The 23,274-nt window shown below is 46.0% G+C and carries 18 protein-coding genes and 3 tRNA genes; 14 read left to right on the top strand and 7 right to left on the bottom strand.

Annotated elements, in window-relative coordinates; genetic code table 11:
* The first annotated feature begins 24 nt into the window (after positions 1-24).
* Entirely contained in the window at positions 25-1,374 is a 1,350-nt protein-coding gene (locus BT105_RS06430) for a leucine-rich repeat domain-containing protein (RefSeq protein ID WP_072299964.1), read from the top strand.
* 67 nt (positions 1,375-1,441) lie between these two features.
* Here BT105_RS06430 and BT105_RS06435 read toward each other — a convergent pair whose 3' ends face one another.
* The 5 genes from BT105_RS06435 to BT105_RS06455 all read right to left on the bottom strand — a co-directional run bounded on the left by BT105_RS06435 (position 1,442) and on the right by BT105_RS06455 (position 3,413).
* The gene (locus BT105_RS06435) at positions 1,442-1,834 is read right to left on the bottom strand and encodes a helix-turn-helix domain-containing protein (RefSeq protein ID WP_072299965.1); all 393 of its coding nucleotides are present in this window, start codon (positions 1,832-1,834) and stop codon (positions 1,442-1,444) included.
* Positions 1,835-1,837: 3 nt separating this feature from the next.
* Complete coding sequence (locus BT105_RS06440; protein WP_072299966.1) at positions 1,838-2,812, bottom strand: CPBP family intramembrane glutamic endopeptidase; 975 nt, start codon at positions 2,810-2,812, stop codon at positions 1,838-1,840.
* 305 nt (positions 2,813-3,117) lie between these two features.
* Positions 3,118-3,193 (bottom strand) — tRNA-His (locus tag BT105_RS06445).
* 64 nt (positions 3,194-3,257) lie between these two features.
* Positions 3,258-3,334 (bottom strand) — tRNA-Arg (locus BT105_RS06450).
* Positions 3,335-3,339: 5 nt separating this feature from the next.
* Positions 3,340-3,413: transfer RNA gene (locus BT105_RS06455), tRNA-Gly, on the bottom strand.
* A 753-nt stretch (positions 3,414-4,166) separates the two neighbouring features.
* On the opposite strand from BT105_RS06455, the gene BT105_RS06460 reads away from it, so the two are divergent.
* From BT105_RS06460 to BT105_RS06510, 11 genes are all read left to right on the top strand, one after another.
* Positions 4,167-5,054, top strand: a complete 888-nt coding sequence (locus tag BT105_RS06460; protein ID WP_081367818.1) for a carbohydrate ABC transporter permease — start codon at positions 4,167-4,169, stop codon at positions 5,052-5,054.
* A complete protein-coding gene (locus BT105_RS06465; RefSeq protein ID WP_242940096.1) occupies positions 5,054-5,959 on the top strand; it encodes a carbohydrate ABC transporter permease in 906 nt (301 codons plus the stop codon). The genes BT105_RS06460 and BT105_RS06465 overlap by 1 nt, the downstream gene beginning before the upstream one ends.
* A gap of 34 nt (positions 5,960-5,993) precedes the next feature.
* Positions 5,994-7,727: an HlyD family efflux transporter periplasmic adaptor subunit gene (locus BT105_RS06470; RefSeq protein WP_072299967.1), complete on the top strand. Its 1,734-nt coding sequence runs from the start codon at positions 5,994-5,996 to the stop codon at positions 7,725-7,727.
* A 13-nt stretch (positions 7,728-7,740) separates the two neighbouring features.
* On the top strand, positions 7,741-8,952 hold the full coding sequence (locus BT105_RS06475) for an ABC transporter permease (RefSeq protein ID WP_072299968.1): 1,212 nt from the start codon (positions 7,741-7,743) through the stop codon (positions 8,950-8,952).
* Positions 8,949-11,372: an ABC transporter substrate-binding protein gene (locus tag BT105_RS06480; protein ID WP_072299969.1), complete on the top strand. Its 2,424-nt coding sequence runs from the start codon at positions 8,949-8,951 to the stop codon at positions 11,370-11,372. The genes BT105_RS06475 and BT105_RS06480 overlap by 4 nt, the downstream gene beginning before the upstream one ends.
* A 247-nt stretch (positions 11,373-11,619) precedes the next feature.
* Positions 11,620-12,015, top strand: a complete 396-nt coding sequence (locus tag BT105_RS06485) for a DUF4190 domain-containing protein (RefSeq protein WP_072299970.1) — start codon at positions 11,620-11,622, stop codon at positions 12,013-12,015.
* Positions 12,016-12,018: 3 nt separating this feature from the next.
* Positions 12,019-12,414, top strand: a complete 396-nt coding sequence (locus BT105_RS06490; protein ID WP_072299971.1) for a DUF2752 domain-containing protein — start codon at positions 12,019-12,021, stop codon at positions 12,412-12,414.
* Between the two features lie 109 nt (positions 12,415-12,523).
* The gene (locus BT105_RS06495; protein WP_072299972.1) at positions 12,524-13,174 is read left to right on the top strand and encodes a DUF4190 domain-containing protein; all 651 of its coding nucleotides are present in this window, start codon (positions 12,524-12,526) and stop codon (positions 13,172-13,174) included.
* 155 nt (positions 13,175-13,329) lie between these two features.
* The gene (locus tag BT105_RS06500; RefSeq protein WP_072299973.1) at positions 13,330-14,757 is read left to right on the top strand and encodes a lipid II flippase MurJ; all 1,428 of its coding nucleotides are present in this window, start codon (positions 13,330-13,332) and stop codon (positions 14,755-14,757) included.
* A 98-nt stretch (positions 14,758-14,855) separates the two neighbouring features.
* Positions 14,856-15,566: a purine-nucleoside phosphorylase gene (deoD, locus tag BT105_RS06505; RefSeq protein WP_072299974.1), complete on the top strand. Its 711-nt coding sequence runs from the start codon at positions 14,856-14,858 to the stop codon at positions 15,564-15,566.
* Positions 15,567-15,868: 302 nt separating this feature from the next.
* Positions 15,869-16,405, top strand: a complete 537-nt coding sequence (locus BT105_RS06510; protein WP_072299975.1) for a hypothetical protein — start codon at positions 15,869-15,871, stop codon at positions 16,403-16,405.
* A 149-nt stretch (positions 16,406-16,554) separates the two neighbouring features.
* Here BT105_RS06510 and BT105_RS06515 read toward each other — a convergent pair whose 3' ends face one another.
* Complete coding sequence (locus BT105_RS06515; protein ID WP_072299976.1) at positions 16,555-17,928, bottom strand: ABC transporter permease; 1,374 nt, start codon at positions 17,926-17,928, stop codon at positions 16,555-16,557.
* A complete protein-coding gene (locus BT105_RS06520; RefSeq protein ID WP_072299977.1) occupies positions 17,915-18,655 on the bottom strand; it encodes an ABC transporter ATP-binding protein in 741 nt (246 codons plus the stop codon). Before BT105_RS06520 ends, BT105_RS06515 begins: the two co-directional genes overlap by 14 nt.
* A gap of 423 nt (positions 18,656-19,078) precedes the next feature.
* Between BT105_RS06520 and BT105_RS06525 the strand changes: the two genes are divergently transcribed.
* Together BT105_RS06525 and BT105_RS06530 are read left to right on the top strand one after the other, a co-directional pair.
* Complete coding sequence (locus tag BT105_RS06525; protein ID WP_081367819.1) at positions 19,079-22,015, top strand: extracellular solute-binding protein; 2,937 nt, start codon at positions 19,079-19,081, stop codon at positions 22,013-22,015.
* Positions 22,016-22,341: 326 nt separating this feature from the next.
* Entirely contained in the window at positions 22,342-23,268 is a 927-nt protein-coding gene (locus BT105_RS06530) for a carbohydrate ABC transporter permease (protein WP_072299978.1), read from the top strand.
* The last annotated feature ends 6 nt before the right edge of the window (positions 23,269-23,274 follow it).

Below are 23,274 nucleotides of genomic sequence, written 5' to 3' on the forward strand. Positions count from 1 at the left end.
ATTTTAGAAGATAGGAGTAATGTTATGAAAAAAGCAATATCATTTATCGCGTCAATTGCGGTTGCAGGCTCATTAACTGTATTCAATGCTGATTCACTTGAATGTTCGGCGATAAGAGCTATTACCTTCGTCGAAGATGGTACATATGACCTTGGTGAAGACTCGTCTTTGAATTACAAGGTCACCAGCGAAGGCGAGGTGTGCATCACAGGCTGTCAGGGCACTGCCACTGAAATTGTTATTCCTGAGGAGATCAACGGCAAAAAGGTTAATACCATAGCAGGCAATGCGTTCAGGGATCATGCGGAGCTGACCTCGGTCACTATACCTGACGGCATTGCGGATATAGCAGCCGGAGCTTTTCGGGGCTGTTCAGGCCTGACTTCCATAACTATTCCTGATAGCATTCCACATATCAACGGCAGTACTTTCAAGGATTGTACAAATTTAAAGTCTGTTACCCTGCCTGAAAACATTCGCTATATAGACTTTAACGCTTTTGAAAACTGCACCGAATTGGATACTATAAATATTCCTGAAAATATCGAGATGATCCTGAATGATGCTTTCAAGAATACCAAATGGTACGACGATCAGCCTGACGGACTTGTTATCGCAGCACACGTTTTATATAAATATAAAGGCACAATGCCTGAGAATACATCGGTAGATATACCTGAGGGTGTCAGGACCATCAACTTTAATGCATTTGAGAACTGCACAAATATGACTTCTGTTACAATACCCGAGGGCGTTGCGGATATAGGTTCATATGCTTTTAAAGGCTGTACGGGGCTTACTTCGTTAACTATTCCAGGTACTGTTAAGATGATAGGAGCTGCAGCGTTTGCCGATTGTACAGGTCTGACTTCCCTTACTATCAATGAGGGCGTCGAAAATATTCAGAACGCTGCTTTTGATGGCTGTACAGCGCTGAATTCGGTTAAGCTTGCGAAAAGCATTAAGATAATCTGCTCATATGCTTTCGGAAATTGTACAAGTCTGACCGAAGTGGCTATTCCCGAGGGAGTAGAGTATATTATGAATAATGCCTTTACGGGCAGCTCAAATCTGGCTAAAGTCACAATTCCTAAAATAAAAGAGAAAAACGGGATTGAAGATTCAATTGAAAAAGATGTATTTCTCGATTGCAGCCCGAACCTTACTATCTACGGATATAAGGGAACTTTAGCCGAAAGGTATGCTAAGGACAACAACATCAAATTCTCGGCTCTCGATCCTGTTGTTACTACAACTACAGCAAAATCAAATTCAAATTCTCCGAAAACAGGCGACAGCGGCGCTTCAGCCTTTGCGGTTATAGGCATTGCAGCAGCGGCAGTTCTTGTTTTGAGCAGAAAAAGAGAAGCATAAGTTTTAATACTAATATGAAAGCCCCTGCTATTTGCAGGGGCTTAGTTTTATTAAGTCAGGCTGGAGATTACTTCGGGAAACCGTTCAGAGCAACATATATCACGAATGATATAAGGTCTATCGCAATGAATATTCCCAGAGCAATCGCGCCTATTTTTAAGCCTTTTTTGGCTTTTTTCCTGTTTTTGTCCGTAAGGACTTTTTCTTTTATATCGGTATACAGCTCCGACTTTGCTGTCTGAGGGGCAGGAGCGGGCTCGGGAGCCTTGTTCATCACAAGCTCGTCAAGGGATATGCCGAAAAGGTCACTGATAGCGACGAGCTTCTCCATATCGGGCGTAGAATCGCCGACCTCCCACTTTGATACGGTCTGACGCGACACGTTCAGACGATTGGCGAGCTCTTCCTGTGAAAAGCCCTTCTGCTTTCTGAGCTCATAAAGCTTATTATTGAATTCCATGATTCACGCCTGCCTTTCTGTATTGTCTTTTTTATATGAATACCACAGCAGTACAGCCGCAGCAGCTATTATTGCGTTGGTGATAATGCTTGCTTCTATGCCGTATATGCCGCCGTTAAGGAGATTTGCTCCCTCTGTGTGCATATTGATGACAGATGTTGAACCCTCGCTGCCGCTGAGGTTAAGTCCGAGAACGCAGCTCAGGCAGAAATTCCACAGCGAATGAAGTCCGCAGGCTGCCCATATGCTCTTGGTGCGGAGGGTAATGAACGAGAACAAGCATGAAATAACTGCTAAATTTATCACTCCCGATATTATGAACTGCGGCTCTGAACCGCCAAGTGTGCTGAGGTGGGGAAGAGTGAACACAAGGGCGTTTGCGCCGACAGCAACAGGGAGAGATACCTTGCCTTTAAGTCCGTGGAAGACTACTCCTCGGGAAAGGAACTCCTCAGCCGCGCCCTGTACAATGTATCCGCCGAGCATGAGCGGCATTGTTATATTGAAATCCGTTGAAACACCGTCGAACTTTATAGTACCTGTTACCATTATAGCAGAAATCGAGACAATAAGCAACAGTATACCTGCGGCTGCGCCTATGAACCAGCCGCTGATATTCTTGGCGACGCCCATTTCGTGGAGCTTCCTTTTTTCTATCAGCTTCCAGTAGAGTACGCTCACGGCGATAACAATTATCATACCGTAAAGCTTGATAAGCATCATCACATCGTCGCTGAACATCTCTCCGCGTAAGAAGTTTTTACCGCAGGCAAAAAGTCCGCCGATTACAAGTCCCTCTGCGAGAAAGATACCTGCCCAATAGCAAAGGTAGAACGCGAACACCTTTTTCAGTACCAGCAGTACCGACGGCATATCAGTTCTGTTGTTGAAAGGACTGATATTTTTTAAGAATGTTTTTAGTGCTCCGATGATTTTCTGCCCTGCCGAGCTTTGGTTTAATACGATACTTTTTTTCATAAATGATTCCTCCCTCTATCGCTGAGCGATAGTTCCTTTGATGAATCCATAGTATCATTTTTACTCGGATAAGTCTACCAACCGGCGCTGGAAATCCGTCAACGGACGTTAACAATCATGTTAAGCACGGTTGCATCGGCTGTTTATAGGCATTTTTGAAAACGGGCTCCTGTGGGCTTTTAAATGCGAAGTTTCATGTCGGTTCAAAAAAACAATAAAGAAAGTCCCCATGGCTAAGGGGACTTTTGTATTAGAGAGCAACGGAAAAAGCACTTCCGATCTCTCGAAAGTGCCTGTTTCATGGAGGGTGGGTAGTGGGATTCGAACCCACGGTCTTCGGGACCACAATCCGACGCTTTAACCAGCTAAGCTATACCCACCATATTCAAATAAATAAAAACGAAGCTCTCCATTAGATGGAGTCAAGTAACGGAGAGTTTCGGAATGGCGCGCCTTGCTGGATTCGAACCAGCGGCTTACTGCTTAGAAGGCAGTTACTCTATCCAGCTGAGTTAAAGGCGCAAAAATGGAGCGGGTGATGGGAATCGAACCCACGTGTTCAGCTTGGAAGGCTGACATTCTACCATTGAACTACACCCGCACGGCGTTTCAACATGAAATATTCTATCATAATCGGAGCAAATTGTCAATACCACTTTTGAAAAAAAGTCACAATTACTAAAAATATCCTGCTGCATTTCTCTGTGAATGACAAAATGCCGATTGACAAAATAAAATGAAAAAATAATGTCACAAAACAGTTCCTCAGCACGTCTAATATAGTAGAGAGCGTTTGAAAACGCTTTCTGTCCGAAGCAAAATTAAGAAAGAATTAAGGTTTTGGACAGGCAAATAATAAGAATGACCAATTATAATACAGAATAAAGTGACGAATTTGTAATTTAAAAGTCACGTTAATGTCACGTTTCTGTAGTATGATATGAATGTACAAAGGGGAGAGGGTGGAAAAAGAAACGTAAAGTTATGGCTTTTTACAAAAAAATTCCCCGAATCACAGCCTGTTATATTACATAATGGGAAAAATTAAAATAAAGAGAAAAATTGCCGCTCATTATATTGACAAGGCTTTGTCAATGTTGTATTATTTTAAATGAGTAAAGAATTCAAAAAATATTTTTTATCAATGCACAAATTGACAGGACTCATTTGTGTTATTGATGTGGAATGATCAAAATAATGGGCAGGCGATGAACAAAAGGAAAGTTAAAATAAAAAAATATTTTTCGGCTTCGTCTTTTTCGGCTCAAAAAAACACTTATATAGAGAACTGCCGAAAAGCTAAGACGAAAACAGACTGCATCGACATAAGATTTTTTGTGAGGTTGTGTTAAAAATGAAAAACAAGACAAAAAATCAGTGCGGAAGAAAGGGCGAGAGGATATTCAGCAATGTGTGTGTGCTCCCGAGTTTGCTGGGAGTAATGATATTCTTCCTTGTTCCGTTCTGTATCGTAATATACTATTCACTGATAAACAACCCTGTTCTGAAAGAATTTGTAGGACTTGAAAACTACACAAAGCTGTTCAGCAATTCAGCTTTCACAAAGGCGGCAAAGAACACAGCGTTCTTCTCGCTGGTATCGGTACCCCTTTCGGTAGTGCTTTCGCTGGGGCTTGCAATGCTTCTTGAGCGGAATATCCCCGGAAAGAGCATATTCAGAACATTCTTCCTGAGTCCTCTTATGGTACCTACGGCTTCTGTAGTTCTTGTATGGCAGGTGCTTTTCCACAATCACGGAACTGTTAACCAGATAGTCGAGGCTATGGGCGGACACTCCGTTGACTGGATAAAGTCCTCCCACGGACAGCTTGTTATAATATGTATGTTCCTATGGAAGAATCTTGGCTACAACATGATACTCTTCATGTCGGCGCTGTGTGCCATACCAAAGGACATCATCGAGGTGGCAGACCTCGAGGGCGCAGGAAGCTTCTATAAATTCATACATATAAAGCTGAGATATCTTTCGCCGACTATCCTGTTCGTACTGATACTCTCAATGATAAACTCTTTCAAGATATTCCGCGAGGTATATCTCCTGACGGGAAATTACCCCAATGATTCGCTTTATATGCTCCAGCACTTCATGAACAACACATTCAACAGCCTTGACTACCAGAAGCTCTCGGCGGCGGCTGTACTGTTTGCGCTTCTCATGATAGTGATAATGGCAGTCCTCCTCATTGCCGAGGATATTTTCGGAAAGGATGTGGAGAACTGATGAAGCTGAAAAGAATGTCGGTAAACCGCCGAAGAAAGATATTCAATATTTTTGTGTTCGGGTTCGTGCTGCTGGCGGCTGTGCTTTTCCTGCTGCCGACGGTGCTGACTCTGGCGAACTCCTTTATGACTTCAAATGAGATAAACGCCAATTACGGCGCAATGCTCTCGAATATGACAGAGGACAAAAAGACCTTCATCTCGACGAATGTAAACCTTAAATTCATTCCCGACAAGGTCACCTTCGACCAGTACAAGGCTGTTCTCATTCAGAATTCCGATTATCTCATGAAGTTCTGGAACTCGGTATGGCTGACAGTTCCTATCACCGTATTCCAGATGGCTGTTGCGATACTTACGTCGTACGGCTTTTCAAGGTATCCCAATAAGTTCAAGGGAATAATTTTCTTTGCATACATTATATTAATGATAATGCCTTATCAGGTAACTCTCGTTCCGAATTACCTCGTTGCGGATACGTTCGGAATGCTGGATACCAGACTTTCAATAATACTTCCTGCGATCTTCTCGCCTTTCAGCATATTCCTGCTGACAAAGGTAATGCGGCGTATCCCCATTTCTTATGTGGAGGCGGCAAAGCTTGACGGCGCAGGAGAATTCAAGATACTTACCAAGATATATATCCCACTGTGCAAGGGCGCTATAGTTTCCATTGCCATGCTGGTATTCATAGATTACTGGAACATGGTGGAACAGCCCATTGTACTTATGAGAGAACCGACGCTTCACCCCCTTTCCGTATTCCTTTCACAGATAAACGAAAAGGATATCGGTCTTGCCTTTGCAATAGGCGTGGTATACATGATACCAACGGTGCTGATGTTCCTCTACGGCGAGGATTACCTCGTAGAGGGAATAACCTATTCGGGCGGAATAAAGGGCTGACGCAGAAAAGTTACAGCTCAGAAGGAGTAATGATATGAACGAAACAAAAGAAGTTAAGGATATACTGGCAGAGCGCGGCGAAAAAGAAGAAAAGTCCCCTGCCAGAAGACGTGAGCTCGTAAAGACACTTATTATAGTATTCCTTGCAGTAATGCTTGTGCTCACATTTTTCTCAAATACAATAATGAACAAGTCCCTACCCGAGATATCCACAGAGCAGGTGGCTTCGGGAAAGCTCACTGAGCGTATCAGGGATACGGGCGTTGTAGAGTCCAACCAGTCCTACGAGGTAAAGACCGACGCCAACAGAGTTATCGAGAAGATACACGTAAAGCAGGGACAGGAAGTCCACAAGGACGACGTCCTCTTTACAGTAAACGCTGTTGGAAGCGAAGCCCTTGAGCTTGCCGAGACTGATTACGACAAGGCAAAGCTTGACTACGAAACAGCTCTGCTTAAGGAGCCTCTTGACTACTCTGAGGACAATCAGGAGATAAAGGCGGCAAGAGACGAGATAAACGCTCTCATCGCAAAGCGCGACGCCGCAAGGAACAATGCAGGCACACTGGCTGCAGAAAAGGAGAAGTACAAGGCTAACAAGGCTGAGCATTCAAGGCTTACCGCTCTCCAGACCAAGCTTGAAACAGCCGCAAAGGCTATCAACTCGGATATGTACGAGGAGGCTGATCCCGAATTCATTGGCGAGCTGCCCTCACTCTACAATACATATTCTGCTGCTGAGGAGGAATACAAGGCAGCATATGCCCTTTACGAAAAGGCTCTTGGTTCAAACAGTAATGTTGAGATAACAAAGGCTGACGCCGACGCAAAGCAGGCAGTAAGAGACAATGCCAAGAACGCCTACAGCGAGGCAAAGAGCAGCAAGCGCAGCGAGCTTGCCTCACGTCTCAGCGAGGTCTCCGGAGAGGTTTTAAGGCTTAGCGGCGAGATAGAGGCTTACACCGAGTCTCTTACCGATGGCTCAGGCTCAGAAAGCTATGAATCCCTTGCGGCAAGCGTTGTCGAGAAGCAGAACGCTCTTGAAAAGAAGATAATAGAGCTCAACAAGACAAAGAAGAGCGATTCCATAAAGGAGCAGCAGACAAATCTCAATATCGAGTCCCTTAAAAAGGACATGGAAAAGAAAAAGGAAAAATATGAAAAGCTCAAGAAGGATTCAAAGGCTACCGAGATAAAGTCCAAGTACGACGGCGTTGTAAGCTCCATAAATGTAAAGACAGACGACAAGACCGTTGAGGAAATGGCTCTTGCCACTATCGACCTTGTGGATCAGGGCTATACAGTTAAGCTCACCGTTGACGCCGACAAGCTCAAAAAGGTAAAGAAGGGCGCTTCAGCCGAGATAATGAACAATTACAGCGGCGATGTTGAAGCTGTTCTTACCGAGATAAAGAGCAATCCCAAGGCAGGCGCAAAGAAAAAGGACCTTATATTCTCCGTAACGGGAAATGTTGAATCGGGAGAAACACTTGACATATCCATACCGCTGGGCAGCGGCACATATGAGGCTATAGTTCCCAAGAGCGCAGTAATACCTGATAACAGTGACAACTACGTACTTGTAGTGCGCTCGAAGAACACTCCTCTCGGCAACCGCTATTATGCCGAAAAGGTTATTGTAAACGAAGAGGCAAAGGACGAGGTGTCCACAGCAGTAACAGGCAGCCTTAACAGAGGCGACTATGTTATCACTGCTTCCAGCAAGCCTATCCGTCCCGGTGATCAGGTCCGCATGAAGGATAAATAAGGCGGTGGATCTGATGAAAAAAAGATTCAGACCTGTTCATATATTCATTGCCGCGGTGAACGCCGCCGCTGTTGCGGGAGCGCTGATACTGACGGTAATGGGAAACAGCGCCGCCAGATCTCAGAGGTACAATTACGCTTATGAGAACTGGAAAAACGACGGCAAGGGAGAATATTCCCAGATAAGCTGCTTTTTCAGTAATGACGCAGGCTTTGATAAAAATCAGGCCAAGGGCGTAAAGACAAGGCTCATGGAAAAGCTCAAGGATGTGGCTGTAAATCCCAACGGGCGGCAGAAGCTCGTTCCCGACGCATACAGCGCTTCACTGGGAAAAGCCACCATTACAGGAGAGACAGGCAAGCATTCCGAGACCGAGGTAACAGCAGCAGGCGGAGACTTCTTCATGTTCCGCAGCTTTGACCTTGTCAGCGGAGCCTACTTCTCCGACGACGACCTCATGCAGGACGGTGCGGTCATCGACCGTCAGCTTGCATGGAATATCTACGGTACTGATAATATCGCAGGCAAAGCCATTTACATAAACAACGTAAAACTCTACGTTTCGGGAGTTATCGAAGCTCCCCGAACCGATCCCGAGGAGCGCTGCGTAGGCAATACTCCGAGGGCATACATATCCTACTATGCGGCAGGACTAATCTTCGGCGGCGGAAACAGCTATGATGAGGCTGATGACAGCATGAAAGCAGTCTCCGAATTCAGCAAGATAACCTGTTATGAATGTATCAGCCCCGAGCCTGTTGAGAGATTCACCTATAATTTTATGAAAAAGGATCTCGCAGAGACATACAAGGGGAAGATAAGCATAGTAAACAACACAGAGCGCTTTGATCCTAAGCCGAGGGTAAAGGCTCTGAAACGGCTTGATGACAGCGTTGTCCGCAAGGACAGCATAATCTGTCCGTTCTGGGAGAATGCTTCAAGAATGGTGGAATTCAAGCTTTCATTCATCTACGGAGGGCGCAGGCTCCTCCTTGCTATACCGCTGATAACGCTGATATGGCTTATTATAGTGGCTTACAGAGCGTTTATGCGAAAGAAAGAAGACCTCGGAAAGGCTGTGGGCGGCTTTGTATCGTCAAAGACCGAAAAGCTTAGAAAAAAGCGCTCATACAGCACGGAAGAGAACAAAGAGAGCTCTGAAGAAGAAAAACAGGAGCAGACAAAAGAAAGTAAAAATAAAAAGGAAAAAGAGGGATCATTATGAAGAAATCAATTACAACCCGAATCACAGCACTCACAGCAGCACTGGCTCTTATCGCAGGCTCAGCAGCCTCATGCGGAAAGAAAGAAGATGCAAACAACGGAAAGGTAAAAACTGCACAGGAGCTCATGGCAGCTTCCTACAAGGCAGTAGAGATCGATACTGATGTTGATAGGATCAGCAATATCGACAAGATCGATGAGAACAGAGTACTTATCAGCACTTACTCCGAGGATAGCAGCGTACCTACATTCTATATCTCGGATAACGAGTTCAAGGACTTTACTCCTATCAATATCGACTTCAACGTAAAAAAAGAGGACGAGGTATACTTCAATACAGCTGTATCTCCAGATGGCGATATCGTTGCTATTGCAACATTTACCGATTACGGCGATCAGGAGAAGCCTAACTTCGAAGATCCAAACTTCGATTATGAAAAATTTGACTTTGAGGAATTCTACAGCCATGTAAAGTATGACTACAAGATGTATACCGTAGACCTTGAGGGCAATATCAAGTCGGAGAACGATGTCAAAGGCCTTGATGAGTATGTTGACGAGGACGGCAACGTAAACATCGGATCTATGTATCCATGCGGCAGCGGAAAGGTCATCTGCGAGATATACGGAGTTGAAAATTCATATGTAGTCTTAGACGCTGACGGAAAGGCAAGCGGCGAACTCGAAGGCCTTGACACAAACTATATCGAAAGCATTACGCTTATCGACGCAGAAACTATTGCAGCAGCAGGCTATTTCAAGAACTATGATACTGCTGTAAAATATGTTGATGTCAATACATTAAAGCAAAAGGGAGACACAGTTGACATTAAAAAGGCCGGACTTTCCGACGAGCTCGGCAAACTTTTCCCCGGCAGCGGCGATTATAAGTTCCTTATGAGCACATCTGCTGCTCTCTGCGGTATCAAGGAGGACGGCTCAGGCGAGGAGATCATCAACTGGCTGGATTCCGACCTTGGCAACGGCGGCGTTTCTTCTATCATTGCTATGGAAAACGGCGATTATGTCATCGCATATCAGTCGTATGAAAGCGAAGGCTACAGGGCAGGCTGTACTCTGTACAGACTTACAAAGCGCGACGTTTCCGAAATGGAGAACACCAAGGTCATCACTATCGGCGTAATGTACGATAATTACGACGTAAAGAGCAAGGTGCAGGCTTTCAATAAATCTCACGAAGGCGTTCGCTTCAAGATGGTGAACTACAGCAAGTATGACGATTACGACGAAGAGGCAGAGAGATATATCAGCTCAGGCGAGGAGCAGCTGAAAAAGGATATCGTATCAGGAAATGCTCCTGACATGATAGTATGCCAGAATCAGGCTATCATCAAGAACCTTGCCAACAAGGGACTTTTCGTTGACCTCGGCGAGTATCTCTCCAAGGACAGCGATATAAAAACAGACGATATCATGCCCAATGTCCTCGAAGCCTGCAAGATAGGCGGCAAAACACTTTCGCTTCCTACTGCATTCCAGATACAGACCTACGCTATCAAGGCTAAGAACTTCGATAAGGATACATGGACTGTTGATGAGATGATAGACACATACAAGAAGAGGCCCGAGGGAACATCTCTCACATATCTCGATTCCAAGGAAACTATATCTGAGATGCTCCTCAGCTCAATATGCGGCTGTATAGATTACGAAAAGCGCACCTGCAGCTTTGATTCACCCGAGTTCAAAAGATTCCTTGACTTTGCTGATGAGTTCCCGAAGGAAGATGAACTCATTGACTGGGAGGACCAGAAGGCTGTTGATGAGATGTTCAACAACGACAACTTCATGAAGGATAAGCAGCTCATAGATAATGTTTATCTTTATGATTTTGAATCATATATCAGTCAGTACAAGGGCAGATTCGGCGACGAAGATGTCAAGTTCATCGGCGGTCCGTCAGTAGGCGGCAACGGCGGTGTTCTCCAGCTTTCCGAGAGCCTTGCTATCCTTACAAATTCAACAGACAAGGATACCTGCTGGGAGCTCATAAAGGAATTCTTCAAGACTCCTGAAGAAGATGATGATGAGGTGGGAATGAACAGACACTATATCGGCGGATTCCCGACTATCAAGTCCAAGTTTGAAAAAATGGCAGACGATGCTACAAAGAAGCCTTACTACATCGACGAGAATGGCAAGAAGGTAGAATACAACTACAGCTACTACGATCAGTCAAAGAATAAGTCTGTTGACGTTGATCCTCTCACGGAAGACGAAAAGAAAAAGATAGTTGACTATATCATGAATACCACAACTATCGTTGATAATTTCGATCCCGAAATACAGAACATCATCATGGAAGAGGCTGAAGCTTTCTTTGAGGGCGAAAAGAAGTCTGATGAGGTGATCAGCAATCTCCAGAACCGTATTTCCATACTTCTCAGCGAGCAGGGCTGATAAAAACTGAAAATCTACATATATTAGATATAATACAACCTCCTTAATTTAGGCACTGCCGTCTGAACAGCGGCAGTGCCGCTTCCTTTTTGCTGACGTTTTTGATCTGCTATAAGTAAAAACTTTATAATAAAATTAGTATATGACTTCATAACTTTTTTCAATAAATTTGGTCTTTTCTATTGACAAAAAACGACTAAAGTGGTATACTTTACTTGTTATATTACCTTTAGGGAGGAATTTTATCATGGATAACAATTACAACAACGATCAGCAGAATGTAACTCCTGATTACAATCAGGCACCACAGGCACCCGTTGATCCATACAACGGAAGCGCACCTACACCGGACGGACCTAAGGGCAAGGCTATTGCTTCAATGGTATGCGGTATCTGCGCAGTTGTTCTCGGATGCTGCCTTTCAGCTTGGCTCGGTCTTATCCTCGGCGTTATCGCTATCGCTCTCGGCGCTCTCGTTATGAAGAATAACGAAGCAGGCAGAGGAATGGCTATCGCAGGTCTCGTTTGCGGTATCGTAGGCGCAGTTCTCGGTATTGCAGGTGTTATCATCACCCTTATCTTTGGCGAAGCTATCAAGGATGTGCTCAAAGAGATCAACGGCGCACTTTTCATCATCAAGTAAGATATGTCTAAACGTCTGAGAATAGCAATCGCGGCAGGCGCACCGCTTCTGGTGCTCATCGCTTTTGTCCTCAGAGATCAAATAGTCGGGTTTGCAAGGCTCATGCCGCCATGCAGCTTCCATAAGCTCACAGGTTACTGGTGTACAGGCTGTGGAAATACCAGAAGCACTATTGCTTTACTGCAAGGTCACATCTGGACAGCCATAAGGAACAACGCTACTATGCCTTTTCTGAGCCTGCTGCTTTGTCTGCTCTACATAGAGAACTTTGCGGCGATATTCGGCAGGGACATAAAGCTCCTTCCGAGAAAGCTGTGGATATGGCTGATAGTGATAGGTCTGTTCGTTGTCTATTATATAGTCAGGAACTTCATACCTGCACTTGCTCCGATATCTTAAAGATGAACAGATAAGCTCTCGTTTCGGCGGGAGCTTGTTTTTTTGTTGACAAAACTGCCGAAAAATGCTATAATTTACATATTATAGTTGCCTTTAGGAGGGTATCAATATGGATAACAATTACAACAACGATCAGAACAGCGGCTACGGCGACGATCCTGCACAGGATCAGGGTAACGGCGGCTATACAGCTCAGAACGATACTCAGGACAATACTTACGGACAGAATTACAGCGGCGGATATGACGCTCAGAATAATTATAATCAGCCCAATAACGGCTACGGCGCACAGAATAACCCCTATGGACAGCCAACAGGCTCAAATTACGGTCCTCAGAACACCCCCTACGGACAGCAGGGCGCTCCATATGGTCCGCAGAACAATCCATACGGACAGCCGAATAATCCACAGTACGGACCTCAGAATTTCTACCAGAACGGAAATCCCTACGGCGCTCCGTATTTGCAGGATCCCTATCAGCAGCAGCCTCCTCTGGAGGGCAGCGTTGGACTCTCGGTAGCTTCAATGGTACTGGGTATCTGCGCGATACTCTGCTCATGCTGTTTCTATCCTGTTGCATTTCTGCTTGCACTTGTAGGACTTATCCTGGGTGCAGTAGCTATAAAGAAAGGTCCCGCAGGAAAGGGCATGGCTATAACAGGACTTATACTCTCTATAATCTCTGTTGCAATAGCCGTATTGATACTTATATTTGCAGCTTCACTGGGCATAAGCTCGGGAATCAGCGACATATTCTGATAATGATGAACTCCCGACAACGGGAGTTCATTTTTTTCACTACATTCTCAATTCAGAAAAAGCTTCTGTCTCCGTTGTTTTTTAAGAAAAAAAGATGACAAATCAATAATAATGTGATATAATATTAGCGTATTATATTTTTCGGAGTGTGGAAAATGAATAAATATAAAAAGCTTGCGCTTAATACGGGCATTTTTGCTATCGGCAGCTTCGGGGCAAAGATACTGAATCTTCTGCTGACAAGACTTTATGCCCTTAATCTCAGCGACACAGAATCGGGTATCAAGGGACTTCTTGAGCTTTCACTGCTTTTTTTGCAGCCTATCTTCACCTTTGCATTGCAGGAGTACCTTATCCGCTTTGGTCTTGACAAGGAATACGACAAGAGAGAAGTGTTCTCTACCTCGGCTGTCATCACGTCGGTCGGCATGATACTAATGACGCTGATAGTGCCGTTTTTGAGCAAAATGCATTCCCTCAGCTACATGAAGGGCTTTACGGTAATGCTCATAATCTACGTAATAATGTCCTCACTGAGAATGCTTTGTCAGAATTTCGTCCGTTCAAGAGACCTTGTAAAGCTTTTCTCCATAGACGGCATACTTGCCACACTTACACTGCTGATATTCAACCTTATCTTCATATCCCATAATCACTGGGGAGTAAAGGGCTTCCTGCTGGCAGCTATCCTTTCCGACGCCTGCTCGGCAGTGTTCCTCTTTATTGCAGCAAGACTTCATAAGTATACAGGTTTGCGCTACTTCAATAAGGAGCTTGGAAAGGAAATGCTTGGCTTTGCCGCTCCGCTGATACCTACTATCGTTATGTGGACTGTCACCAGCCTTTCCGACAGACTTTTCATCAACAATATGAAGAGCGACAGGGTAGTGCTGGGAACAGGTACGGCAGGTATCTATGACTACGCCAACAAGATACCAAGCCTTATATCAATGGTATCCACTATTTTCTATCAGGCTTGGAGTATGTCCGCTATAACGGAAAACAATTCCGAGGACAGGAATAAGTTCTACGAAAAGGTTTATTCCGCATATGAAGCTATTCTTTTCATGGCTTCCGCAGGACTTCTCCTTATTATCAAGCCGATAACGTCATTTATCGTACCGTCGGATAAGTTCGCGGTCTATGCAGACGTTTATATGTACACGCCTATACTTGTTATCGCCGTAATATTCATGTCCCTTAACCAGTTCCTCGGCGGTATCTATTCAGCCACAAAGCACCCCAAGAACTCCTCATGGACGGCTCTTGTCGCTTGTACGGTAAACCTTGTGATGAACTACTTCCTCATACCCGAATGGGGCATACAGGGCGCAGCATTCGCCACATTCCTCAGCTATATCATCTGCTACGGTGCAAGAATGATAGACGCAAGATACTATGTGCCGTTCAGATTTGATATAATTAAGACTGTAATCAATACGGTAGCTCTGCTGCTTATGAGCGTTCTCGTAATAGGCTCGCCGAAGCTCTATATGCTTTGGGTATTCCTGCTGTTCGCACTGGTAATGTTCATCAATTATAAGGCTATAATCGACACAGCAAGGAAGCTCATCAAGAGATAAGTATTTGATCATTGCAGGGGACGGCGTCCCACACATTCAATGTATATAATGCGGGCGGCGGAACGCCGCCCCTACATTTAAAAAAAGGAGGGCTAAATATGCCGACACCACACAACAACGCAAAGAAGGGCGATATCGCCAAGACAGTTCTCATGCCTGGAGATCCCCTGAGAGCAAAATTCATTGCTGAGAATTACCTCGATAACCCCGTCTGCTACAACGAAGTCAGAGGAATGTACGGTTTTACGGGCACTTATAAGGGCGCTCCCGTATCAGTGCAGGGCAGCGGCATGGGTATGCCCTCTATCGGTATATACTCATGGGAGCTTTTTAACGAATACGGCGTTGAAAACATCATCAGAGTAGGCACGGCAGGCAGTATCGCCGATAATGTACAGCTCCGCGACGTAATTATAGGCATGAGCGCAAGTACAGATTCCGCATATGCCAACCAGTACAGACTTCCCGGAATATATGCGCCTACAGCTTCATGGAAGCTTCTCTCGGCGGCTGTAAAGGCGGCAGAGGCAAAGGGCAGCAGATTCCACGTAGGCAATATCTTTTCCAGTGATGTGTTCTACGATGACGCCGACAGCCTTGCTGAATGGAAGAAAATGGGAGTTCTCGCTGTGGAAATGGAGGCGGCGGCTCTTTATATGAACGCTGCAAGGGCAGGGAAGAATGCACTGTGCATACTTACAGTGTCGGACTGTCCGTTCAGAGGAGAGAAAACCACCGCGGAGGAACGTCAGCTTACCTTCCGTGACATGATGGAGATAGCTTTGGAGGCTGCATATTCAGTAAAATAAGAAAAAAATGAAATATTGAAGAAAATTAAGATAACTTTAAGATTATTTTAAGGTTGGGACGGTATATTATAAGTGGATTAAGTAATCCCCCAATTCCCCTTCTATATTTATTCATTTCATTTGTTTAGGCTATGCATTCTTTGCATAGCTTTTTTACTGCGCGGAGGGCTGCTTCGTATGATCGCAGGGGGCGGATATTATCTGCCCGAATGAAAACACTTGCATTTCTTATAATTTTGTGTTATAATCATTATAAATTATGTATTTTTATTTGGATCATCTTATTTTTAAGGGGGAACAGCATGAATAACAATAATTACGGCGAAAACAACGAATCCGTACAGAATAACGGCACATATCCTCAGAACGATCCTTATCAGCAGACAAATAACGGATATCCTCAGCCAAATGGTTATCCCCAGCAGGGCTATCCGCAGAACGGCGGCTATCCCCAGAATAATTACTACGGGAATCAGAATCCATATAACGGCTATCCGCAGCAGGGCGGCTACCCAAACTATCCTCAGGGCAATTATCCGCCGCCGCCAATGTTCAATCCCTATTATCCGCAGGAGCCTAAGAAAGAGGGCACGGCAGGCTTCGGCATAACGTCGCTGGTGTTGGGAATACTGTCTATTGTAGGCGGTTTCTGCTTTTATGTCTGCGGAATCCCCTTTGCAGCGCTCGGTATCATATTCGGTATCGTCGGACTCATAGTCAAGGGCGGCAGGGGCTTTGCCGTTGCAGGACTTATCCTGAGCGTGTTCACTATTGTGGGCGGATACATCATCTGGGACCTCATTACAGGCGGTCTGTGGGAATATCTCGGAGACCTTTAATAAGCGGCATAAATTGGTTTATATAAATCATGCAGCAGGGCAGCTCGGTCAGGGGCTGTCCTGTTGTATTTTTGCGTATACTGAAATAAAAAGGCGCAGCAGCTCCGCGTGGGAACTGCTGCGCCTTTTCATGGGGAAAGGGAAGAGGATTAATCCTCGGTGGTTTTTCTTGATTTTTTGAACTTGGACTTCTGTCCGAGGTTGAGCGAGATAGTGAGTATCTTGTCTGACTTGAAAAGTTTCAGTGCGAAGAACATCACTACTGCGAAAACTATTATCTGATAGCCAAGACCTAACCAGAATTCGGTGGTATTTCCGAACATAAGGTTTGACATGGCGGTGAATGTGTGAGTAAAGGGGATAGCGTAGATGACGTATTTAGCGGCTGTAGGAAGCGAGTTCACATCTGTGAACATTGTTATCATCCACGGTATCATTACCATCATAACTATGGGGAGTATCATGGTCTGTGCTGACTTTGAGTCGTTTACCAGAGCTCCGAGGATAATTGATAATGCAAGGCATATCATTATGGTGATAAAGAGCTGAACGCCTATGAGCACATAATCGAAGGCTCCCAGCTGGAGTCCCAGCTGCTTTAATGCTTCTCCCGAGGACATGATGCCCGAAAGAGCACCCTTTGCTGATTCAGCAGCGTCCTGCGGTATAGCCGATGTTATATCCGAAGTCATCGAACCCATCATACCCGCTGTGTATGAAGTGAAGCCGACCATCATAACGCCTGCGTTGAGCAGAGCCACGATAGCAGCTGCCAGCATTTTGGCTGTTATTACAGAGCCCCTTGAAACAGGAGTGGATAACAGAGTTTCCAGCGTCTTGTCTATCTTCTCGTTGGATATTGAGGAGATAAGGGACTGTGAAGTCATCATTATGAGCAGAACGATTATGATAGGAAGCACCATATTCTGCATCATGAGTTTTGTTACTATAGAGCCCATGGATACCTGTGCTGATTTATCAGCAACTACCGTATGCTCTGTAACTGTCAGCGGATCCTCGATAGTGAGGAGCTGTTCCTTGCTTACGCCCTTCTGGTCTGCTAACTTCTGTGAAACGAAAAGCGTTACCGAAGAAAGCGTATTCTCGGGACCTGACGTCATATTGCTGAATGCCGCCGCGCCCTGTACCTTGCTTACGGAGTATACCTCGGGCTTTTTGCCCTTTTCAACAGCTTCTCCGAAGCCCTTTGGAATGACCACGAAGCCCTTGAGCTTCTTATGGTTTTTAAAGGCAGAGGCGTAATTGTCACCCTCAACGGTCACGAGGTTTATCTCGCTGCCGTTTTCCTTGAAGGAATCTATCATTTCCTTGACGATATCGGAATCGTCCATATTGCAGATACTGAGCTTGTTGCTCTTGGCTTCCTCGACTATCTCACTTGTAGCGGACTCCATAACGTTTCCCATTATGAAGAAAATAGCTATTGTGAAGATAAGCGAGAATATCATCTGCTTGTTTATGAGCTCCGAGAGCTCCTTTTTGAGCAGGTTAATGAACTTCATTCTCTTTCACCACCCTTTCAAAAACGTTCTCGAGATTAGGCGCTTCGTAGCGAGCCTTGAGCTCCTCTGGGCGGCCTGTCACCATTAAGTGACCTTTTGAGATGATGCCGACTCTGTCGGAAACAAACTCTATCTCGAGCATATTATGTGATGAGAGAAGGAAGGACATACCCTCTTCTGCTGCAAGTCTTTTTATCATTTTGCGTATCTCGATAGCGTTGAGAACGTCGAGACCGCTTGTAGGCTCGTCAAGGATAGCGAGCTTTGGTTTTGTCATAACAGCTCTCGCGAGGAGAAGCTTGCGTATCATACCGCGGCTGTAGCTGCCGATCTTGTCGTTCAGTCTGTCGCCGAGACCGCATATTTCCTTGGCGCGGTCAACGTATGAATTGAGTTTATCTAAATCTGATGTAAAAAGTCCTGCCATAAAACGCAGGTACTTGATACCTGTCATCTGCTTGTAAGCGCCTGCCTCATCGGGAAGATATGTGATACATTCCCTTACCTTTTCAGGAGCTTTTATAATGCTGTGACCTGCGACAAGAGCGTCGCCTGCCGTTGGTGTAAGCAGAGTTGAGATCATTCTGATAGTAGTAGTCTTTCCGGCGCCGTTGGGACCGATAAGAGCAAATATCTCGCCCTCGGCAATTTCAAAGGAGACTTTGTCTGCTGCAAGCACTTTTGAGTACTGCTTGGAGAGTTCCTTTACTTCGAGTACGTTTGCCAAAAATATCTCTCCCTGTAAACAAAATATAGTAGTATTTCTTATGCTTTTCTCTACTAATATCATATCATATAACCGGGCATATGTCAATACAAATTGTAGAAACGGGAGCAAATTTTACACTCTATTAATAATTTGGAAATTGGCACGTCCAATTTTAAAAATCAGGGGCAAAAAACTGGAGCAACTTACAGTTTATTTTTCTTCCCATTGTACAGTATTATCATAAAAACGGGTGATTAAGCTAAATTATGAGTGGTAAAAAATATTATTTATATTTCAAAAACAGCCATTTTCTTGACATTGTACTATAAATTTGTTATACTGATTTTTGAAGAATATGTACAGTCCGCTAAGTCAGCGGCAGGACTGTCGGTGCGCATAAACTGCGCTTTTTTATTTGTATAAAAGGTGGTGAGGTCGGAGATGAACAGGTTGCTGCGCAGATTTGCCGCAGGAGCTTTTGCACTTGCTGTGGGAGCACAGGCGGCATTGGGCTCAGCTTCGGCTCTTGCTGCCGAAAATACCGTATCTGCGGAGACTGCGGCTGCTATGGCGAGGGACTATTATAATATAGAAGCTCCCGACGAGGAAGTGCTGTCCTACAGCGAATATTATGATATGTATTCCGACAAGCGAAGCTCCAAGAGTGAGATATTCATCAGCGCCGCGGACTTCAAAACTGCTGAAAACGGCGATATCACCACAGGCAGCTTCACCGACGACAGCGGAGAGAGCCGCAGTGATGTGCTTCTCTGGAACAGCGCAGAGGGCGAGGTGACCTACGAATTTGAGGTCAGAGAGGCAGGAAAATACTGCATAGAGACAAGCTACTGCCCCATGATATCCACAAGCTCGGATATAGAGCTGAAAATGACGATAGACGGCATACAGCCCTATGATACGGCTTCAAGGCTGAAGCTGAGCCGTGTATGGGTAAACGAGCGCGATATCTACACGGATATACGCGGAAATCAGGTGCGTCCCTCGCAGGTACAGCGGACTATGTGGCAGGACTGCTTTTTCGGGGACGTGGACGGGCTTTTCAGCGAGCCCCTGTTCGTTTATCTTGAAGAGGGCAGACATGAGCTGAGCTTTACCTCCGAGAGAGCGCAGCTCGCCATTGAGAGCTTTACATTGAAAGCTCCCGAAAAGCTGCCCGCATACAGCGAATATGCGGCTTCTGCGGGAGCTGACATGACAGTTGAGGGGACTCCCTCGGCAAGCTTTAAAATAGAGGGCGAGAGTGCGGCTTACAAGTCCGACGCCACCCTTTACCCTACATACGACAACAGCAGCTACCTTGTATCACCCTCCGATCCGCGTAAAATGGTTTACAACACCCTTGGCAGCGGCAGCTGGAAAAAGGCGCTCCAGACCGTAACATGGGAGATACCCGAGGACAAAGTCGGGGCAGGGGGCTGGTACAAAATAGGAATAAAAGCCCGTCAGGATCAGATACGCGGCTTTGACTCCAACAGGCGTATATATATCGACGGTAAAGTCCCGTGTGCAGAGCTGGATCGTGTGAAGTTCAGCTACGATACGGACTGGTCAGTGGTCAGTCCCAAAAGCGGCGGTGAAGACCTGTATATATGGCTTGAGGGCGGAAAAGTCCATACCATATCAATGGAGGCTGTTACGGGAGATATCGGAGAGTACCTACGAAGCCTTGAAAACGTGGTAAAACAGCTGAATATCTATTACCGCAAGGTGCTGATGATAACAGGTCCCAATCCCGATAAATACACCGATTATTATGTACACGAGAAGGTACCCGAGCTTGTCGACGTGTTCGATATCCTGTCCATAGACCTGAGAAACGTTCAGCAGGGAATAGAAGCTCTCGGCGGTTCAAAGGGCTCTGAGGCGGCTGCCCTTGAAAATATGGCGGTAATTCTTGAAAAATGCGTGAAAAAGCCTCTGAGGATACCCGATTATCTCTCTCAGATAAAGGATGGCAGTGCCGCTTTGTCGGCGTGGCTGAGAGATAACCGCGACCAGCCCTTGGAGGTAGACTATATTGAGTTCGCAACTGCGGACAGGAGCTTCACAAGCTGCGATGAAAAGCTCGGAAAGTCGCTGAAATTCGGGCTTGACGCCTTTATAGGCTCATTCTTTGAGGACTATACTACGCTTTCAGATGTGACAGGTGAGGAGGCGATAAACGTCTGGGTGTCTCTCGGACGCGATCAGGCGCAGGTGGTCAAGGAGATGACCGAGAACCAGTTCATGCAGGAAACAGGCATACCCGTTTCCGTTAACCTTGTCACGGGCGGTGTGGTCGAGGCTTCACTTGCAGGAAAAGGTCCCGATGTAGCGCTGTTTCTCGGGGGAGAGTTCCCCGTGAACCTTGCCATAAGGGATATGCTTGTGGATATGTCAAAGTTCGAGGACTTTGACGAGGTAAAGGGGCGTTTCCAGCCCAATGCCACTACGCAGTACACATATAACGGCGGTTGTTACGGACTGCCCATAAGCCAGTCCTTCCCCATGATGTTCTACCGCACCGATGTTCTCACGGAGCTTGGCTATACCTCGCCCCCCGAGACATGGGACGAGCTCAGGGATATGCTTCCTGCATTGCAGAGAAACTATATGTCCGTGGGACTTGTGCTGCCGCCAAATAATATCTCTCCTGCAACGGAGACAGGTCATACCTTTGCCCTGCTCATGCTGCAAAAGGGGAAGAACTACTACAATGATACGCAGACTGCGTCTGCCTTTGATTCGGTAGAAGCGGTGCAGTCCTTTGAGGAGTGGACGGACTTCTATACAAAGTACAGCTTCGAGCAGACCTATGACGCATTCAGCCGATTCCGAACAGGCGAATATCCTATAGTAATTGCAAATTATACGTTTTTCAATCAGCTAACGGCGGCTTCGCCCGAGATAAACGGCTTGTGGGACTTCTGTCCCGTGCCTGCAACTGCAAGGGCGGACGGAACTTTGTCCCATGCGGCAAATTCCAACGGCGCAGGAGCTATCATATTCAATAAGGTGAAAAACAAGGAAAACGCATGGAAGTTCGTGAAATGGTTCACGGATACGGATACTCAGGTGCAGTATGCGGCGCAGATAGAGGGACTTCTCGGAACTATGGGACGTTTCGATACTGCCAATGTTGAAGCACTTGGACAGCTCTCATGGTCAAAGGACGAGCTGTCGAGACTCCGCGCACAGCAGAATGAGCTTGCGGAGATACCTGTGACGCCTGCTTCATACGCAGTTACGCGCAATATAATGAATGCGTTCAGAGAAACCATAAACGAGCAGAAAAATCCCCGTGATACCCTTATCTGGTACAACAGGGACATAAACGACGAGATTACGCGAAAGCGCAGAAATCTTGGTTTGGACTAATAAGCCGTTAGCCCTTAGCTGGTCAGTTGGCAGAGCCTATGAATGGGATTCCAAAGGGACTGTGTTCCTTTGGTCAGGTCAAGGGTTACTCCCCACGGTGTGGGGAGATGTCGCAAAGCGACAAAGGGGACGGACCCGATTAGGGGGACAGCCCTTGCGGGGTTCGGGGCAGAGCCCCGAATACGACAGGCGCCTCGCAAAGGGTGAATTGAAAAACAGTCCGGTGGACTGTTTTTCAAGAGGGAACGCCTTGCAAGAGAAGGCGTTCCCTTAACGGGCGTCGAAACGCCGCCCCTACAATCGCAACAGGAAGGAGTGTGAGAAAAATGGCAGTCAATGCAAAGGAGTCCCAAAAGGGCAGGAAAGGCGAGCTTTGGCGTGATATCAAGCGCAATAAAGCCTGTTACGGCATGATAGCTCCCTTTATGATATTTTTCATTGTGTTTACGGTAGTGCCCGTGCTTATGTCCCTGCCTATGGGCTTTACGGACTTCGACATGGTAAGACCGCCTAAGTTCGTTGGACTTTCCAATTTCACCACACTTTTCCTTTCGGACAAGATTTTCATACGCTCCATAAGGGTGACTATCGTTTTTGCCCTGCTCACAGGACCTGTCAGCTACGTGCTGTGTTTCCTGCTGGCTTGGCTCATAAACGAGATGAACCCCAAGCTAAAAGCCATATTCACGCTTATATTCTACGCGCCCTCAATGGCGAATGTGTATACCGTCTGGCAGCTTATCTTCAGCGGCGATATGAACGGCTATGCTAACTCTTTCCTCATAAATCTGGGATTCATCACAAAGCCCATACAGTGGCTCACCGACGGACGCTACGTACTCGGAGTCACCATAGCGGTACAGCTGTGGATATCTCTCGGAGCAGGATTCCTCGCGCTTCGTGCAGGATTCCAGAATATAGACCGCTCCATGTACGAGGCGGCGGCTATCGAGGGCATTCGCACAAAATGGCAGGAGCTCATTTACATCGTTATCCCCTCAATGGGACCTCAGCTCATGTTTGCGGCGGTAATGCAGATAGTCAGCTCCTTTACCGCAGGCACAGTTGCACAGAATCTTGTGGGCTTCCCGAGTACGGACTACAAGGCTCATACTATAATGACTCACGCCTTCGACTACGGCTGGCAGCGCTTTGAAATGGGCTATGCTTCGGCAATATGCATGATACTGTTCATTGCCATGTTCCTCTGCAACAAGCTCATAGCCAAGGTGCTGGGCAAATATATGGACTAAGGGGGC

The organism is Ruminococcus flavefaciens, from assembly GCF_900119075.1.
GTDB classification, from domain to species: domain Bacteria; phylum Bacillota; class Clostridia; order Oscillospirales; family Ruminococcaceae; genus Ruminococcus; species Ruminococcus flavefaciens_Q.

Bases quoted from the DNA above. Each gene is read 5' to 3' on its own strand.
- BT105_RS06430 (WP_072299964.1), top strand. From the start codon at position 25: ATGAAAAAAGCAATATCATTTATCGCGTCAATTGCGGTTGCAGGCTCA.
- BT105_RS06435 (WP_072299965.1), bottom strand. From the start codon at position 1,834: ATGGAATTCAATAATAAGCTTTATGAGCTCAGAAAGCAGAAGGGCTTT.
- BT105_RS06440 (WP_072299966.1), bottom strand. From the start codon at position 2,812: ATGAAAAAAAGTATCGTATTAAACCAAAGCTCGGCAGGGCAGAAAATC.
- BT105_RS06460 (WP_081367818.1), top strand. From the start codon at position 4,167: ATGAAAAACAAGACAAAAAATCAGTGCGGAAGAAAGGGCGAGAGGATA.
- BT105_RS06465 (WP_242940096.1), top strand. From the start codon at position 5,054: ATGAAGCTGAAAAGAATGTCGGTAAACCGCCGAAGAAAGATATTCAAT.
- BT105_RS06470 (WP_072299967.1), top strand. From the start codon at position 5,994: ATGAACGAAACAAAAGAAGTTAAGGATATACTGGCAGAGCGCGGCGAA.
- BT105_RS06475 (WP_072299968.1), top strand. From the start codon at position 7,741: ATGAAAAAAAGATTCAGACCTGTTCATATATTCATTGCCGCGGTGAAC.
- BT105_RS06480 (WP_072299969.1), top strand. From the start codon at position 8,949: ATGAAGAAATCAATTACAACCCGAATCACAGCACTCACAGCAGCACTG.
- BT105_RS06485 (WP_072299970.1), top strand. From the start codon at position 11,620: ATGGATAACAATTACAACAACGATCAGCAGAATGTAACTCCTGATTAC.
- BT105_RS06490 (WP_072299971.1), top strand. From the start codon at position 12,019: ATGTCTAAACGTCTGAGAATAGCAATCGCGGCAGGCGCACCGCTTCTG.
- BT105_RS06495 (WP_072299972.1), top strand. From the start codon at position 12,524: ATGGATAACAATTACAACAACGATCAGAACAGCGGCTACGGCGACGAT.
- BT105_RS06500 (WP_072299973.1), top strand. From the start codon at position 13,330: ATGAATAAATATAAAAAGCTTGCGCTTAATACGGGCATTTTTGCTATC.
- deoD (WP_072299974.1), top strand. From the start codon at position 14,856: ATGCCGACACCACACAACAACGCAAAGAAGGGCGATATCGCCAAGACA.
- BT105_RS06510 (WP_072299975.1), top strand. From the start codon at position 15,869: ATGAATAACAATAATTACGGCGAAAACAACGAATCCGTACAGAATAAC.
- BT105_RS06515 (WP_072299976.1), bottom strand. From the start codon at position 17,928: ATGAAGTTCATTAACCTGCTCAAAAAGGAGCTCTCGGAGCTCATAAAC.
- BT105_RS06525 (WP_081367819.1), top strand. From the start codon at position 19,079: ATGAACAGGTTGCTGCGCAGATTTGCCGCAGGAGCTTTTGCACTTGCT.
- BT105_RS06530 (WP_072299978.1), top strand. From the start codon at position 22,342: ATGGCAGTCAATGCAAAGGAGTCCCAAAAGGGCAGGAAAGGCGAGCTT.